This is a genomic window from Shewanella sp. 38A_GOM-205m (genome assembly GCF_000518445.1).
GTDB lineage: Bacteria > Pseudomonadota > Gammaproteobacteria > Enterobacterales > Shewanellaceae > Shewanella > Shewanella algae.
Map to the genome: position 1 here is coordinate 1 of NZ_JADP01000041.1, position 15,330 is coordinate 15,330.

Here is a 15,330-nt window from a genome sequence, read left to right on the forward strand (position 1 = left end):
ATCGGCCACCACGGTGGCGTAACGATGGCCTTTGAACAGGGCAAACTCGTCCATGACCAGGCGTTTGACACGACTCCAATCAGGCTCTGTGACCTCCCTTGCCAGCCGACGTTTGTCGATAGTCTTGATGGTATGCCAGTGCAGGCCAAGGAGTTGCGAGATATGTTTAATCGGCAAGAGCTTGAGTAGCGCCTCGACATGCTCAATGAGCAGTGTGGTCTGGCGAGCATAGGGCTTTAACCAGCTGATATGCTCCCGAACGATACCGCAATCAGGGCAAAGAATACGGCGGACGGGTAGCCGTAACTGAACCTGAAACGCCAGTATAGTCCGTTCCGATACGCTGCGAAGTGAAGCGTCGTGAACAGCCTTAGCCGGTTTGCCGCAAGCACAGTGGCCGTTATCAATCGGCTTTAGGTGGATGATGAGGGTTTGTTGATTTTGCTCGGTATGGACGGCTTCAAAGCCTTCCCAGAGCGCAATGGGGAAGGTAATATTCGACATTGAGAACGGTTGGGGTTGGTCATTGTTTTTGTTTGGCGACTAAACAATAACTCTCCAACCGTTTTCATTTCCAGTCCACGCTAATCTGCGATGAACCCTTTAAAAGGGGGCAGCTCTGCTGCGGTTAGCGTCTGTGGGGATGTTCGCCAATATCTATCAGTACCAGCAGCGCCGCATCGCCGCCCCATTCTTTGGGGGCCTGATGAAAGGCTTTGACCTTGGGGTGCTGCGCCAGCCACATGGGCAACTGTTGTTTGAGAATGCCGGTGCCGTAGCCGTGCATGACACTACAGCAAGGGCTGTGTTCACGGATACAGGCCTGGATCAAGGCCGCCAGTTCCAGCTTGGCTTCGGTTTGGCGGTAACCATGCAGATCCAAAAGAAAGTCAGGCACATAATCGCCTCTACGCAGACGTTTGACTTCCATGGCGTCTACATCGTCCCGACACCAACGCATAGGGCCGTTAACTGGCAATAATGGCTGGTAAACGTCTGAAAAATAACTGTCCGCCTGGATCTGAACTTCTTTTTCAGCCAGTTGCTTCTTGGTTTTACTCGGCGGGCGGAAATGGCGCTTATCCTGGTCGAGCGGGGTGATCCCGGATACCAGTGCCTGAAATTCCGCCAGGCCTTCTTTGTCGTTTTCTTCGTTCATTAGGCTATTTTATTGAATCCTGTTTCTTCTGAACAGACTTCAGTTACAATGGGGGCGGAATAAGAATAAAGCCGGAGTCAGATTTTGGATAAGATCTTTGTGGATGAAGCCGTCACCGAATTGCGGACGGTAGGCGACATGTTGCGCTGGGCCGTCAGCCGTTTCAATGACGCCAATGTTTATTATGGTCATGGTACAGATAACGCGTGGGACGAAGCGGTTTCCCTGGTATTTCACGTCCTGCATCTGCCCGATGACATTGGTCAGCAGGTGATCCACGCCAATCTCACCAGCAGCGAAAAACACAAAATAGTTGAGCTTATCATTCGCCGGGTACGTGAGCGTTTACCCGTGCCTTATCTGACCAACACCGCCCGTTTTGCCGGGCTGGACTTCTATGTGGATGAAAGAGTTCTGGTACCGCGTTCACCGATTGCCGAGATGATCCAAAACGGATTCGGTCCCTGGCTGTACAACAAGCCGGTAAGACGGATCCTCGACCTTTGCACCGGCAGTGGCTGTATCGCCATCGCCTGTGCCTATCAGTTTGAAGAAGCCGAGGTCGATGCGCTGGATATCAGCGAGGATGCACTGGAAGTGGCACAGATAAACGTTGAGTCGCTCGGTGTGATGGACAGGGTGTTTCCCATGCAGTCCAACCTTTTCAGCGCAGTGCCACGAGCACCGCAGTACGATCTGATTGTGTCCAACCCACCTTATGTCGATGCCGAAGATATTGCCGATATGCCGGATGAGTATCGCCATGAGCCGGAAATTGGTTTGGCGTCCGGTCGAGACGGCCTGGATATCACCAAGCGCATTCTGGCCAACGCCGCCGATTACCTCACAGATGACGGTATTCTGGTGGTTGAAGTGGGTAACTCCATGGTGCACCTGATTGAGCAGTTCCCCGATGTGCCTTTCACCTGGGTCAGCTTTGAACATGGTGGTGATGGGGTGTTTGTGCTGACAAAAGATCAGCTAGTTGAAAATCAATCACTGTTCGCCATCTTTAAAGACAGTGAATAATAAAGCGGCCCATTAGCCAATGGGCCAGTAAAGGCGAGGTTCGGATGGCCGAACCTCAGCGCTCGGTCATTTTATCTCCAGGGGGAAATTAAGCGGATGTCGGGAAACAGCATAGGTCAGAACTTTGTCGTCACCACTTTTGGTGAAAGCCATGGGCTTGCACTGGGCTGCATTATCGATGGCTGCCCGCCAGGGCTTGAGCTGACTGAAGCCGATATGCAGCAGGATCTCGACCGTCGCCGTCCGGGGACTTCCCGTTACACTACCGCCAGGCGCGAGCCGGATCAGGTGCGTATTCTCTCCGGCGTGTTTGAGGGCAAGACCACAGGCACCTCCATCGGTCTGTTGATTGAAAATACCGATCAGCGCAGCCAGGACTACTCCAATATCAAAGATCTGTTCCGTCCCGGGCATGCCGACTATACCTATCAGCAAAAATATGGACTGCGCGATTATCGCGGCGGTGGCCGCTCCTCGGCGCGGGAAACTGCCATGCGGGTGGCGGCAGGAGCCGTGGCGAAGAAATACCTTAAGGCGTTACACGGCATTGAGATCCAGGGTTATCTCTCCCAGCTTGGGCCTATTTGCGCCGACACTCTGGATATGGCGCAGGTAGAGCTGAACCCCTTTTTCTTCCCCGATGCCTCCAAGCTGGAAGCGCTGGATGACTATATGCGTGAGCTGAAAAAATCCGGTGATTCCATCGGTGCCAAGGTCAGTGTGGTGGCCACCAATGTGCCGGTCGGCCTTGGCGAGCCGGTATTTGACCGTCTCGATGCCGATATTGCCCATGCGCTGATGGGGATTAATGCGGTCAAGGGCGTTGAAATCGGTGATGGTTTTGCCGTCGTTAACCAAAAGGGCTCAGAGCACAGAGATCTGATGTCGCCTGCCGGGTTTGACAGCAACCATGCCGGCGGCGTACTCGGGGGTATCTCTTCCGGGCAACCCATAGTGGCCCATATGGCGCTGAAACCCACTTCCAGTATCAGCGTGCCAGGCAAGAGCATGACAGTGCAGGGCACAGAAGCCGAAGTGGTGACCAAGGGGCGGCATGACCCCTGTGTCGGGATCCGCGCCGTGCCCATTGCCGAAGCTATGATGGCGATAGTCTTGATGGATCACTTGCTGCGTCATCGGGCCCAAAACCAGGATGTCAGCAGCCTTACACCTGTACTTGGAATGCGATAAATGCGCAGACTGTTTCCCGCAGGGGGACAGCTCGCCTGGCTTTCTGCCTGCTATTTCTTCTTCTTTGGCATACTCGGTGTCATGGTGCCCTATCTGGGGGTATTTTTTGACAACCGCGGTTTCGACGCCGCCGAAATAGGCTTTCTGCTGGCCATACTCATGGCAACCCGCATAGTCGCGCCCAATGTCTGGGCGCTGGTGGCGGATCGCACCGGCATGCGCTCTGAGCTTATCAAGCTCGGCGCCTTTGCCGCCGCCTTGACCTATCTGAGTTTCTTTTATCATGGTGGCTTTCTCTATCTGGCGCTGAGTCTGGCCCTCTATACCTTCTTCTGGAATGCGATTCTGGCGCAGCTTGAGGTAATCACCCTGGAAACCCTGGGGGCTGAAGCCAACAAGTATGGCCTCATTCGCAGTTTCGGCAGTGTCGGCTATATCGTGCTGGTGGTGGGCACAGGCTGGGCCATCAAGGAATTTGGCCCCGAAGTGCTGCTTTATGTGGGGCTGAGTCTGTTTCTTGGGTTACTGGGCAGTGCCTTACCCTTGCCTTCGAATCGGGCTTCGGCGGGGGCCGTGCAGAATAAGCCGGCACTCAAACTCGGGCGGCCGCTGCTGTGGTTTTTACTGTCTGCCATGTTGCTTCAAGCCAGCGCCGGGCCTTTCTACGGCTTTTTCGTGCTTTATCTCAAGCAGGTGGGTTACACAGAGGCCAGCGCCGGTATTTTTGTGGCTCTCGGGGCAATGGCGGAAATCTTCATGTTTATGATAGCGCCCAGGTTGCTCGGTCGCTATGGGGTCAAGACGCTGCTGCTGGTGAGCATAGGCATGACGGCACTGCGTTGGCTTCTGGTGGCTTTTGGCGCCGAAAGCATGTTGCTTTTGGGGCTCAGCCAACTGCTGCATGCTTTTACCTTCGGTTTGACCCATGCGGCATCCATCCAGTTTGTTCACCGTAATTTTGATATCAGCCACCGCAGCAAGGGCCAGGCACTTTACGCCAGTTTGAGCTTTGGCGTCGGCGGCGCTTTGGGCACCTGGATCTGCGGCCTGATTTGGGGCGATGGCAGCGGCGCTTTCTGGTGTTGGGTGTTTGCCGCTGCGTGCGCCTTGCTGTCCATGTTGGCCGTGCTGGCTATTCCGGGTAGCGACTCCAGGCGTCAATCACAGAGTGACCCCATTGACGCCTGATGATTTCTTACAAGAGCAGAGCATCATTTGCCGGAGAGAGTTATGAGTAAAATGTTTCGACTGGGCCTTATCATTAATCCGCTGGCCGGGCTTGGGGGCAGTGTCGCCCTCAAGGGCAGCGACGGTGTGGCAAAAGAGGCGCTGAGCCTGGGCGCCACCCCCAAGGCCGGGCTGCGAATGGAGCAGGCCTTGGCTGTGATAACGCCTTTTGCCGAGCGCCTGCAAATCTATACCGCCTCGGGTAACATGGGCGCCGACCTGGCGCAAAAGCTGGGTTTTCGCACAAAGGTGTGTTACCAGGCGGCGACGGATACCAGTCGCAGTGATACCCAGGCTGCCGCCAAGGCCTTGATGGCGCAGGAGCTGGACTTGCTGCTGTTTGCCGGCGGCGATGGCACGGCAAGGGATATCTATGGCGTTGTCGGTGAGCACTTCCCCGTACTCGGTGTACCGGCCGGGGTCAAAATTCATTCGGGTGTTTACGGCATTACTCCCCATGCATCCGGGTTGGTATTGAAGCAACTGCTGGAAGGCGCCCTGGTGAGCCTGATGAGCGCCGATGTGATGGACATAGATGAAGAGGCCTTCCGCCAAGGCACGGTCAGGGCGCGGCGTTATGGTGAAATGACAGTGCCTGCCGAGCCGCGATATATCCAGGCGGTGAAGATGGGCGGCCGCGAGGTGGATGAACTAGTGCTGGCGGATATTGCCGCCGAGGTGGTCGGCGATATGGAAGATGAGCTCTATATTATGGGCTCCGGCAGTACAGTGGCGGCCGTGATGGAGGAGCTGGGGCTCGATAACACCCTGCTCGGGGTGGATCTGGTGCAGAACAAGACCCTGCTGGCCTCAGATCTTAATGCGGCGCAGTTATTGAGTGCCACTGAAAATCAAAAGGTTAAGTTGGTCATTACCCTGATAGGCGGCCAAGGGCACATTCTTGGCCGTGGCAATCAGCAGTTGTCGCCCGAGCTTATCAGGCGCATTGGCAAGGAAAATATCATCATTCTTGCCACCAAAAGCAAACTAAAAGCACTTGAAGGCAGGCCGCTTATCGTGGATAGTGGCGACCAGAAATTGGATAGCGAACTTAGTGGCTATTATCGAATTGTGACAGGTTACCGGGATTACGTGATGTATCAGGTGGCCAACCCAGACTTAGCGGAGTAGAGCATGTTAGATAAGTACGAACAGGCATTGGAGCAGTGGATTGGCGAGATAGTGGCCGGCGGTGACGATGATGCCCTGTTTGCCAGCGGTTACCTGCAGGGGCATTTTGCCGTGGTGCTGGCCGAGCTGGAAAACGAGTCAGAGCAAGGGCCGGATGCCTTGAATGAGCGGATGCAGCAATGCCTGAAACTGGCAGCCAAAGAGCTTGAAGATGCCGATTACCGTCTGGTGGATAACGCCTGGTCAGAACTGAAACAGCGGATCGCCGCCTGAGTCTGGTTTGAGCAAGAAAAAGCCCCGTTCGGGGCTTTTTTGTGTCTGACTTTTTGTGTCTGACTTTTTGTGTCTGAAATGATAGCGAATGCAGAGAGTTTACAGCGCCTTGCCTTTGATGAGCTTTCGCATCCACATCCGGTTGGGGTTGAGGCGCTGCAGCAGTGTACTTCCCACAGGCAAAGGCTGATGGCAAAGTTCTGATGCCAGAATTTCCGCCGCCAAGGGGCCGGTACTGAGGCCGCGGGAGCCCAAACCACCAAGAACATATAGACCCGGATGCACAGGCGCCTGCGTCTGTTGCCAGTGGCGGGCACTCTCGGGAGTGTGCTGATGTTGCTGATAGCCCTGCATTAGTGCCTCGACATCCGGCGCTTGTCCCAACATGGGGAAGTGATCCCGGGTGACCATACGCACACCCACTCTGGCACCTTGCCCCATCACCAGCCCCTGGTGCCAGTCGGCATCCGGATAACTCATGGCGATTTTTTGCAGGTTTTCTCTCTGCTCGACTGCGCTGTAGGCCAACTGCTCGGGATCCTTAACATAACTGGCTCCCAGGCAATGAATACCCTCCCAGGCCGGGGTGAGATAGCCCTTGGCACAGAGTACGGTCTTAAGCGCTCCCAAACCGCCTTGGGTTGCCACTTCACTGACCTGGCCGCGAAAGGGGGAGGCGGGCAGGGCCGAAGTTTGTGGCAGCGCCGTCAGCGATGCGCCGTTTGCCAGCACCAGTTTTTTGAATGGTCCAAAGCGGCGACCATCGGCGGCAATCAGCCACCAGAGGCTACCTTCTCTTGAAATCTCGCTGATATGGGTTCGGGGTTGAAAGTCACAGTAAGTCGAGTCGACGGCGTATTGGATGGCGGCCTGACACAGGGCTCTGGGGCAGACCCAGCCACCCAGAGGGTAAAAAAGACCATCTTCTTTTATATCCAATCCCGCAAGCTCTGTCGCCTCAGTGCTGTCGACCCGGCGCAGAATATCCGGGTGCCAGTTTTGGCCCATGGCAATCTTATTCAGACGGGCGCGGCTTCGCTCATCAAAACCTGTATGCAACACACCGCAAAAGTCATGGGCGACATCGAAACCGGCGGCAGCCAGCGCGGTTATCCGCCGCCGACTAAAGAGAAAACCTTGTTGGAACAGGGTGTTGAGCTCGGATGTTTCCGGAGTCAACAGCGGGTAGAGCGCGCCCTGACGGTTGCCGCTGGCGCTTTCACCCGCGTTTTCCTCGCTGCAAAATACCTGGCTGGCTTGTTTACGCTCGGCCAGCGACAACGCCAACTGACTGCCGGCCACACCGGCGCCGATAATGGCAACACCGTCATCGGCTGCAAGCGCCGGCTCCCGATAGAGTGGCCAGGGCGCCAGCCGGGCACTGCTTTGGTGCCGCAAGGCAAGGCGTTCTGCCTTGGCGATAGGCTCGAGCTCAGTTTGGTGAGTCAAAAGCAGCGATGCCGGGCTGCTAAAATCCGTAGCATTGAGGCCGCTATTGACCATTAAGGGCGCAAATCTTTCTTTTCTTTCCGGTAAGCACTGCAGGGCGGCGCTGTCTTTGGCCAGGCGAGCCATCTGCCAGGCCGCTGCCTGAGAGGGCAAGGACTCGGCAAGCCACAGCCAGTTGTCTATCCAACCTTGATGGCTTAAACCTGGCAGCTCTTTGAGCAGCACAGCGTCGAATTCAAGATAGAGATCCAGTCTCAGCCTGCCGCCATCGAGCACAAAGCGCTGGCAGCCTGGGAGCGCCATGGGTTTGCCTGCCTGCAGCTCGGCGAGCAAACTCATTACTGCAGTCGTTTGACTCTCGGCGGATGTCGTATTTTCAGCCTTCTGCCATAATTGCAGTTTGTTTTTCAGAAGCACGAGCGACTCGGCTTGGGAATCTTTATCGGCGGCGAACAGCAAAAGTTGTAACACAAGCTTGGGATAATCCTGCCTCAGTTGGCTCCAGAGCTGTATCAGCGGCAACAGGGTTTCGCCGCCTACCGCCGCCAGACAGATTTGCCGTCCAAGGGGCTTGTCATCGAGCCGGGTTTGTTGGTAGGGCGCAAGAGTTGTCGCCGGGGCTTGTGTTGTTTCTGCAGATGTGGGATTTTGGCTGCAAGTTTGCGTATTTTCACTGCCGGATGGCCGAAGTTGTTCCTGTTTCACGGGCAATCTTTTACTCTGGAGGCCTTGTTCGGCATTATTTTACCCAAGTTTACGGAAAGCTGACCACTTAAATGCTGTAAAACGGCTAACATGGCGTCAGCAAAAGTAGGTACTGAATTGTACGGAATGGATAGTAAAACATGAAAAGAGTCGTGATCACCGGAATTGGCGTTGTTTCAAGTATCGGTAATAACAAACAAGAAGTGACTGAATCTCTCAAGGCTGGCCGCAGTGGTATCACCCACTCAGATCAGTTTGAGGAGATGCAGCTGCGCAGTCATGTCTGGGGCGACATCAAACTCAATCCCGCAGAGCTTATTGATCGCAAGGCGTTGCGTTTTATGGGGGATGCCGCAGCCTACGCCTATTTGGCTATGCAGCAAGCTATTGAAGACAGCAGTCTGACCGAAGAGCAGTATTCAGATCCTCGTGTGGGTCTTATCGTGGGTACCGGCGGCGCTTCGTCTTCCAACCAGGTTCAGGCGGCAGACACCTTGCGTGCCAAAGGCGTCAAGCGCGTTGGTCCTTATATTGTGCCGCGGATTATGTCTTCTACTGCCAGTGCCTGTCTGGCGACGCCCTTCAAAATTAAAGGGATGAACTATTCCATCAGCTCGGCCTGTGCCACCAGTGCGCACTGTATCGGTCACGCGGTAGAACTTATCCAGATGGGTAAACAGGATATGGTCTTTGCCGGCGGCGCCGAAGAGATCGACTGGACCCTGACCATGGGCTTTGATGCTATGGGCGCCTTGTCGACCAAGTATAACGACACACCGGAAAAAGCTTCCCGCACCTATGATGCCGACCGTGATGGCTTTGTTATCTCTGGTGGCGGCGGCATAGTGATTGTTGAAGAGCTGGAGCACGCGCTGGCCCGTGGCGCCAAGATTTATGCCGAAGTCATCGGCTATGGCGCTTCATCAGACGGTTATGACATGGTTGCCCCAAGCGGTGAAGGTGCGGTGCGCTGCATGAAGATGGCGCTGGAGTCAGTAGATACACCTATCGATTATGTTAACACTCACGGTACTTCTACCCCTGTCGGTGATGTGCGTGAACTGGAAGCCTTGCGTGAAGTTTTCGACGGCCAGATGCCGGCGATTGCCTCAACCAAGTCGCTGACAGGGCATGCCCTGGGCGCAGCCGGTGTTCATGAGGCTATATACAGCCTGTTAATGCTTGAAGGTGGTTTTATCGCGCCTTCCATCAATATCGACAATCTGGACGCGGCAGCAGAAGGTATGCCAATTGTGCGTGAATACCGCGACGCCGAGCTCAACACTGTTATGAGCAATAGCTTCGGTTTCGGCGGCACCAACGCCACACTGGTGATGCGCAAGTACAAGTAAGCGCCTTGATTCAGTGAAACAAGAAGGAAGCCGAATGGCTTCCTTCTTTGCTTATGAGCTGACGCAGAACTTGTTAGTAGCTTCCTTAAATGTGCGCCGGACTCAGACAAGTCTGCAGGTCGCTGATAGAATAGCGGCTTAATCCACAACAGAGCAGGAAAGTCGATGAAGTTGGTGGTTGATGAAAATATGCCCTATGTGCAGCCCTTGTTTGCCGAGCTGGGGGAGATAGTGGCTGTTGATGGTCGTCATCTGGATGCGGCAACGGTAGCCGATGCCGATGTCTTGCTGGTGCGCTCGGTCACCAAGGTCAATGAGGCGCTGCTGGCAGGCGCACATAAACTTAAGTTTGTCGGCAGTGCCACCATAGGGACAGATCATGTGGACAAGGCTTATCTGGCGTCCCGTAATATCCCCTTTTCCAATGCCCCAGGTTGCAATGCCACTGCGGTTGGCGAGTATGCTTTTATCGCCATGTTGGAGTTGGCCAACAGATTTGATACTCAGCTCAAGGGCAAAACCGTTGGCATAGTTGGCGCCGGCAATACCGGCTCGGCGCTGGCGCGCTGCCTTGAAGCCTACGGAATCAAAACCTTGCTCTGCGACCCCTTACTGGCCAAGGCTGGAGACAGCCGCCGTTTTGTCAGCCTGGATGAACTGATTGTCGGCGCCGATATCGTTAGTCTGCACGTGCCTCTGACCCGGGATGGCGAACATCCTACTTGGTATCTGTTTGACGAGCAGCGACTGGAGACATTGAAACCCGGCTGCTGGTTGCTTAACTGCTGCCGCGGTGAAGTGATAGACAATCGCGCGCTGATCCGGGTCAAGGCCAAGCGGCCGGACCTCAAGTTGGTACTGGATGTTTGGCAAGGGGAGCCCAACCCCATGATGGAACTGGTGTCTTTGGTGGAGTTTGGCACCCCGCATATTGCCGGTTACAGCCTGGAAGGCAAGGCCCGGGGCACTTTCATGTTATATCAGGCCTTGATGGCGATACTCAATCGCCCGGCGGACAAGTCGCTTGCCACTCTATTGCCCGAGCGCTGGAATTCCTGGCTCGATATCAGCAGTATGCCCGATGAAAAGGCATTATTGTCTCTATGCCGATTTATTTATGATCTACGTGATGACGATGAAAAATTCCGGAAAATGCTGAAAAACCCCGCAGGTTTTGATGACATGAGAAAAAATCACCGCCATAGGCGAGAATTCAGTGCTTTGACTCTTTCAAACGCCGGGGGTTCTGGGGTAGATTGGTTGTCTCATTTAGGTTTTTCAGGAGTCGGTCTGTAAATGTCGCAGGAATTTAACGTTGTCGTATTGGGTGCCTCAGGGGCTGTGGGTCAAACCATGATAGAAATCCTCGAGGAGCGTAACTTCCCGGTGGCGAATCTGTTTCCACTGGCCAGCAGTCGCAGCGCCGGTGAAACCGTGAGTTTTCACGGTAAACAGGTAGAGATCCTCGATGTGGAGAGCTTCGACTGGACTCAGGCGCAGATAGGCTTCTTCTCTGCCGGTGGTGATGTTTCGGCCAAGTGGGCGCCGATAGCGGCCGATGCCGGTTGTGTGGTGATAGATAACACCTCCCACTACCGTTACGACCTGGATATTCCATTGGTTATTCCAGAGGTCAATCCACAGGCGATTGCCGACTTCCGTAACCGTAATATTATCGCCAATCCCAACTGCTCAACCATTCAGATGTTGGTGGCGCTCAAGCCTATCTATGATGCCTTTGGGATCAGCCGTATCAATGTGGCCACTTATCAGTCGGTTTCCGGTACAGGCAAAAAGGCGATTGAAGAGTTGGCGGGTCAATCTGCCAAGCTGCTGCAGGGCTTGCCTTCAGAGCCCAAGGTTTATGATAAGCAGATAGCTTTCAACGTGTTGCCGCATATAGATAAGTTTATGGAAAATGGCTACACCAAAGAAGAGATGAAGATGGTTTGGGAAACCCAGAAGATCCTCGGTGACAGCGAGGTTTTGGTGAACCCTACCGCGGTACGGGTACCTGTGTTTTATGGCCATTCGGAAGCGATTCATATCGAAACGCTGCAACCGGTTGATGCCGCGGAAGTCAAGGCGGTATTGCGGGATGCCGAAGGCGTGGTGCTGTTTGAAGATGATGATGATTATCCGACAGCTGTCACCGAAGGTGCCGGTAGTGACCCTGTGTATGTCGGCCGGGTGCGCAAGGATATTTCCCACGATCTGGGTATAGATCTTTGGGTGGTCTCTGACAATATCCGCAAGGGCGCGGCGCTCAACAGTGTACAGATAGGCGAGATACTAATCCGCGATTATCTCTAACACTCTAAGAACTCTTTGTTTCTGTTGAAAAAGCCTGCAAGCAGCAGGCTTTTTTTGTTTTGCAAATGTGAACAGTAGCAGGGCGGACATTTCTGGTTTATAGTAATCTCAATAAATACAAATGCCTAAAGCCAGTCGTCAGTTGGCGAAACCAGCGCTTGAAAGGGAAGAATGGATGAACTTTCGCACTTCATATCTTGTTGGCCTGATGGCCGCTTTTTTTGCCCTGAACCAAGGTACTCTCATTGAACCCGCCCATGCAGAAGGCCTGAAAATTACCGGCCCTGATGGTCAGGTGCGCCAACAGGTACGCCAGTATGGTCCGACTACGCCATCAGACACCTTTTGGAGCATTGCCCAGAAAGTCAGACCGGATTCCAGTGTCAGCATCTATCAGGTCATGGCCGCTATATTTGAGGCCAACCCGCACGCCTTCACCTCCAATAATTACAACAGCCTGGAACGGGGCATGATACTGCTGATCCCTTCCAAAGAGGTGATGCAGGCTATTCCCCAGAGTATGGCCAGAGCCCGTGCCGAGCAGGACGACAAGAGCTGGTCTTCCGGTAAGCCGCTAAAAGCAGATGATGGCAAAATTGAAACTGCCAAAGCCCCCGAGCGTGAAAGCCAAGCCGCAAAAGAGCCAACGTCGGCCACCCAAACTCCAACGGCGGCGCAGCCATCCAAGGTAGCTACAAGTGCCAAGGAAAACAGCGCGCAGCCGAAAGTCAGTGAGCCATCGACTGAGCCAACTCAAGTGGCTGCAGACAAATCGCCAGCCACCACAACCGAAAAAGCAGCCACGGAAGCAACTCCGGAAACGGCCGACGACAACAGCATTGAAGCGCTGCAGAGCCGCAATCTGAGCCTGACCGATGAACTGGGACGCGCGCAGGACATGCTCACAGTGGCCAATACCGATAACCAAGGGCTGCAAGCGCAAATCGATGAACTGAATCAGCGTCTGTCTGTGTTGGAAGAATCGCTGCAGGCCAGCAAAAAGCAGGAGCAGCAACTCAAAGCCGAAAATGCTGAACTCAAGCAGCAACTTCAAGCTGCCAGCACTACGGCTAATGAGCCGGACGACCTCTGGCGCAGCCTGATGGACAACCCGTTGTTACTGGCCCTGGCCGCGGCCATACCCGCGGTACTGCTGTTGTTATTGCTATGGAGCATGCTGCGCCGCAGACGTAAACAGAGTGATGCCCAAGCACCACAGACCGAAGCGGCTCCAATGGCTGCCGCGGCTGTCGCCGGCGCGGCCACAGCCGAGATGGCCAATGCCGACGATGAATTGGCGGTGCATCTGGATGATGATCCGGACGATTCCATTGATTCACTGCTGGATGTCGACAGCTCAGCGTTGCAGCCTGAGCCGGAAGTTGAGAGTGACAACGAGCAGATGGACATGGCGCAGGAGATGTTCATCGACTCGGGAGAGGGGGATGACACCCAAGAGGCCGAAGATGAAGGCCAGTCCCTCGATGATCTCTGGGCCGAAGCCATGGGCGAGCAGGAGTCGGGTGAGCAGGAAGACGCCGCAGAGGAAGACTTGGACTCACTGCTGGCCGGATTGGACGATACCGATAAACAGGAAACCATTCCTGAAGAGTTGCAGGCCGAAAGTGTTCCAGCATCAGAGCCTGAGCTCAGTGAAACCTTACCCGAAGATGTGACGGCCGCTTTCGACCAGAGCTTTGAAGCCGAGCTTGAACAGAATCTTAATCTTGAACCCGAAGAGCAGAGTTCCGAGCCTGAATTGGATACAGAGCTGCAGAGTTTGGATCTGGAGAGCCAGGCCGATGACAGCGCTGTAGTCATTGATGAGGATGAAGATCTCAGTGCCGCCATCGCTGCCGAATTGGCAGAAGATGAGCAGGCTGAAGAGACTCTGGATGAGACACAGGAAGCCGATCTCGATGCGCTGCTGGCCGGGTTTGACGTCAAAGAAGACACAGAACCTCAAATTGAAGCCGGTACTCAAGTTGAAGACGATAGTAAGACTGAAGCCGAGGAAGATCTCAGCGCTGCCATTGCCGCCGTGCTGGATGAGGATAACTCAGCTGATACCGAGCTGGGCGAAGAAGCAGACATTGATGCCTTGTTGGCTGGATTCGACTCGCCGGCAGCAGAGAGCACTGAAACGGAAGACTTAAGTGACGCTATCGCCGCAGAGCTTGAAGATGACAATGTTGCCATAGACTCCAGCGATACAGAGGCAGACATAGATGCCTTGCTGGCAGGCTTCGATGACTTGGGCGATGCTGTCGAGACTCAGGAAGCTGAAGCAGAGCCGGTTCAAGCTGAGGGAGAGAGTGAAGATCTGGACGCCTTGTTGGCTGGGCTTGCGGATGACGTAATTGCGATAGATAACGTTGATGAGGCGATAGCTGAGACTGACGAGGAAGATAGCTCAGAGGTTGAGTCGGATGATGCCACTGAGCGCAGCGATGCCGAATTGGATGCCATGCTGGCAGGCTTGTCGCAGGCTGAGGACTTGGATGAGCCTAAGAAGTCCGATGAAACCGATACTTTAGCCGATGAGAGCAGGGATACCGACAGCGCGCCACAAAGCGCTCAACGCAGCGACAAGGATTCCGGCTTCTTCGACGATCTCAAGGCCGGCAGCAAGAGCCATGATCCCCATATTCTTGAGTGGGAGCCCTCCGCACCCAAAGAGCCTTTGGTTGAGGAAGAGCCCTCAGCGCCAAAAGAGCCTTCAGCGCAAGAAAAGCAAGAGCCCTCAGCGCAAGAAGAGCCTTCAGCCATAGAAGAGCTCTTGGCTCAAGAGGAACTCTCTAACCAGGAACAGGCTGCTGATGTTGAAGACAGCGTAACAGATACCGAGCAGGCTCTGGATATTGACCTGGCCCAGGATACTGACGACAGTGACAAGAGCCTGAGCGACGATGACCTGTTGGCCGCTTTTTCTGAAAACGTTGCCAAGGAAGCCGAGGCGGATGAGGAATTCAGTCTCGAACTGGATGATGATGACTCGCTGGATCTCGAAGACCATAAACTGACAGTGGATGAAGCACTGGCGGCCCTCGATGCCAAAGAAAAAGGCAAGGTGGCTTCCAGCATGGTACCTGAGCACGATCTCAGCGCCTTCCAGAAGGAAAACGGTTTTATCGATATTGAGCGCCTGCTCAGTGAAGCCGATGAAGGCAACAGTGATACCGACCCCTACAAGGAGCTGGATGTGGATATGGGTGAGCTCGACTCCCTCGTTGGCGCCGCCGCTATGGTCGATGTCGATGATGAGGAAAACTCTGTCAATGCCAAGCTGGACTTGGCGCGGGCCTATATCGAAATCGATGACAAAGACAGCGCCAAGGCATTGCTTAAAGAGGTGGAGCTGGACGGCAACGCCCGCCAGCAAGAGGAAGCTGCAGCCCTGATAAAAACCTTGGGCTAGAGCTCAATCAATACTCAAACGGCGCCTGGAGCGCCGTTTTTTATGCAGTCCGTTTATTGTCCGGGCTTTTTCTTGGAGGCGAA

12 protein-coding genes are annotated in these 15,330 nt (G+C 54.5%); 9 read left to right on the plus strand and 3 right to left on the minus strand.

Going from position 1 to position 15,330, the window contains the following annotated elements; genetic code table 11:
• On the minus strand, nucleotides 1-504 hold a 504-nt coding region (locus tag N512_RS0118015), incomplete at its 3' end, for a helix-turn-helix domain-containing protein (RefSeq protein ID WP_028781228.1).
• 124 nt (nucleotides 505-628) lie between these two features.
• Nucleotides 629-1,159, minus strand: a complete 531-nt coding sequence (smrB, locus tag N512_RS0118020; protein ID WP_025010455.1) for an endonuclease SmrB — start codon at nucleotides 1,157-1,159, stop codon at nucleotides 629-631.
• Nucleotides 1,160-1,243: 84 nt separating this feature from the next.
• On the opposite strand from smrB, the gene prmB reads away from it, so the two are divergent.
• The 5 genes from prmB (at nucleotide 1,244) to N512_RS0118045 (ending at nucleotide 6,010) form a co-directional block, all read left to right on the plus strand.
• Entirely contained in the window at nucleotides 1,244-2,188 is a 945-nt protein-coding gene (gene prmB, locus N512_RS0118025) for a 50S ribosomal protein L3 N(5)-glutamine methyltransferase (RefSeq protein ID WP_028781215.1), read from the plus strand.
• Nucleotides 2,189-2,284: 96 nt separating this feature from the next.
• The gene (gene aroC / locus N512_RS0118030; RefSeq protein ID WP_028781216.1) at nucleotides 2,285-3,379 is read left to right on the plus strand and encodes a chorismate synthase; all 1,095 of its coding nucleotides are present in this window, start codon (nucleotides 2,285-2,287) and stop codon (nucleotides 3,377-3,379) included.
• Nucleotides 3,380-4,567, plus strand: a complete 1,188-nt coding sequence (locus N512_RS0118035; protein WP_028781217.1) for an MFS transporter — start codon at nucleotides 3,380-3,382, stop codon at nucleotides 4,565-4,567. It begins immediately after the preceding gene.
• A gap of 42 nt (nucleotides 4,568-4,609) precedes the next feature.
• Entirely contained in the window at nucleotides 4,610-5,737 is a 1,128-nt protein-coding gene (locus N512_RS0118040) for an ATP-NAD kinase family protein (RefSeq protein WP_028781218.1), read from the plus strand.
• 3 nt (nucleotides 5,738-5,740) lie between these two features.
• Nucleotides 5,741-6,010: a YfcL family protein gene (locus N512_RS0118045; protein ID WP_028781219.1), complete on the plus strand. Its 270-nt coding sequence runs from the start codon at nucleotides 5,741-5,743 to the stop codon at nucleotides 6,008-6,010.
• A gap of 99 nt (nucleotides 6,011-6,109) precedes the next feature.
• On the opposite strand, the gene mnmC is transcribed toward N512_RS0118045, so the two are convergent.
• Nucleotides 6,110-8,164, minus strand: coding sequence for an FAD-dependent 5-carboxymethylaminomethyl-2-thiouridine(34) oxidoreductase MnmC (gene mnmC, locus N512_RS23350; protein ID WP_051472863.1), 2,055 nt, complete (start codon nucleotides 8,162-8,164; stop codon nucleotides 6,110-6,112).
• A 140-nt stretch (nucleotides 8,165-8,304) separates the two neighbouring features.
• Between mnmC and fabB the strand changes: the two genes are divergently transcribed.
• The 4 genes from fabB to N512_RS0118075 all read left to right on the plus strand — a co-directional run bounded on the left by fabB (nucleotide 8,305) and on the right by N512_RS0118075 (nucleotide 15,247).
• Entirely contained in the window at nucleotides 8,305-9,516 is a 1,212-nt protein-coding gene (gene fabB, locus N512_RS0118055) for a beta-ketoacyl-ACP synthase I (RefSeq protein WP_028781220.1), read from the plus strand.
• Between the two features lie 165 nt (nucleotides 9,517-9,681).
• Nucleotides 9,682-10,812: a 4-phosphoerythronate dehydrogenase gene (locus tag N512_RS0118065; protein ID WP_028781221.1), complete on the plus strand. Its 1,131-nt coding sequence runs from the start codon at nucleotides 9,682-9,684 to the stop codon at nucleotides 10,810-10,812.
• Complete coding sequence (locus N512_RS0118070) at nucleotides 10,813-11,829, plus strand: aspartate-semialdehyde dehydrogenase (protein ID WP_025010462.1); 1,017 nt, start codon at nucleotides 10,813-10,815, stop codon at nucleotides 11,827-11,829.
• Between the two features lie 175 nt (nucleotides 11,830-12,004).
• Nucleotides 12,005-15,247 carry a FimV/HubP family polar landmark protein gene (locus N512_RS0118075; RefSeq protein ID WP_028781222.1) on the plus strand — a complete coding sequence of 1,081 codons (3,243 nt, stop codon included), beginning with the start codon at nucleotides 12,005-12,007 and terminating at the stop codon, nucleotides 15,245-15,247.
• The last annotated feature ends 83 nt before the right edge of the window (nucleotides 15,248-15,330 follow it).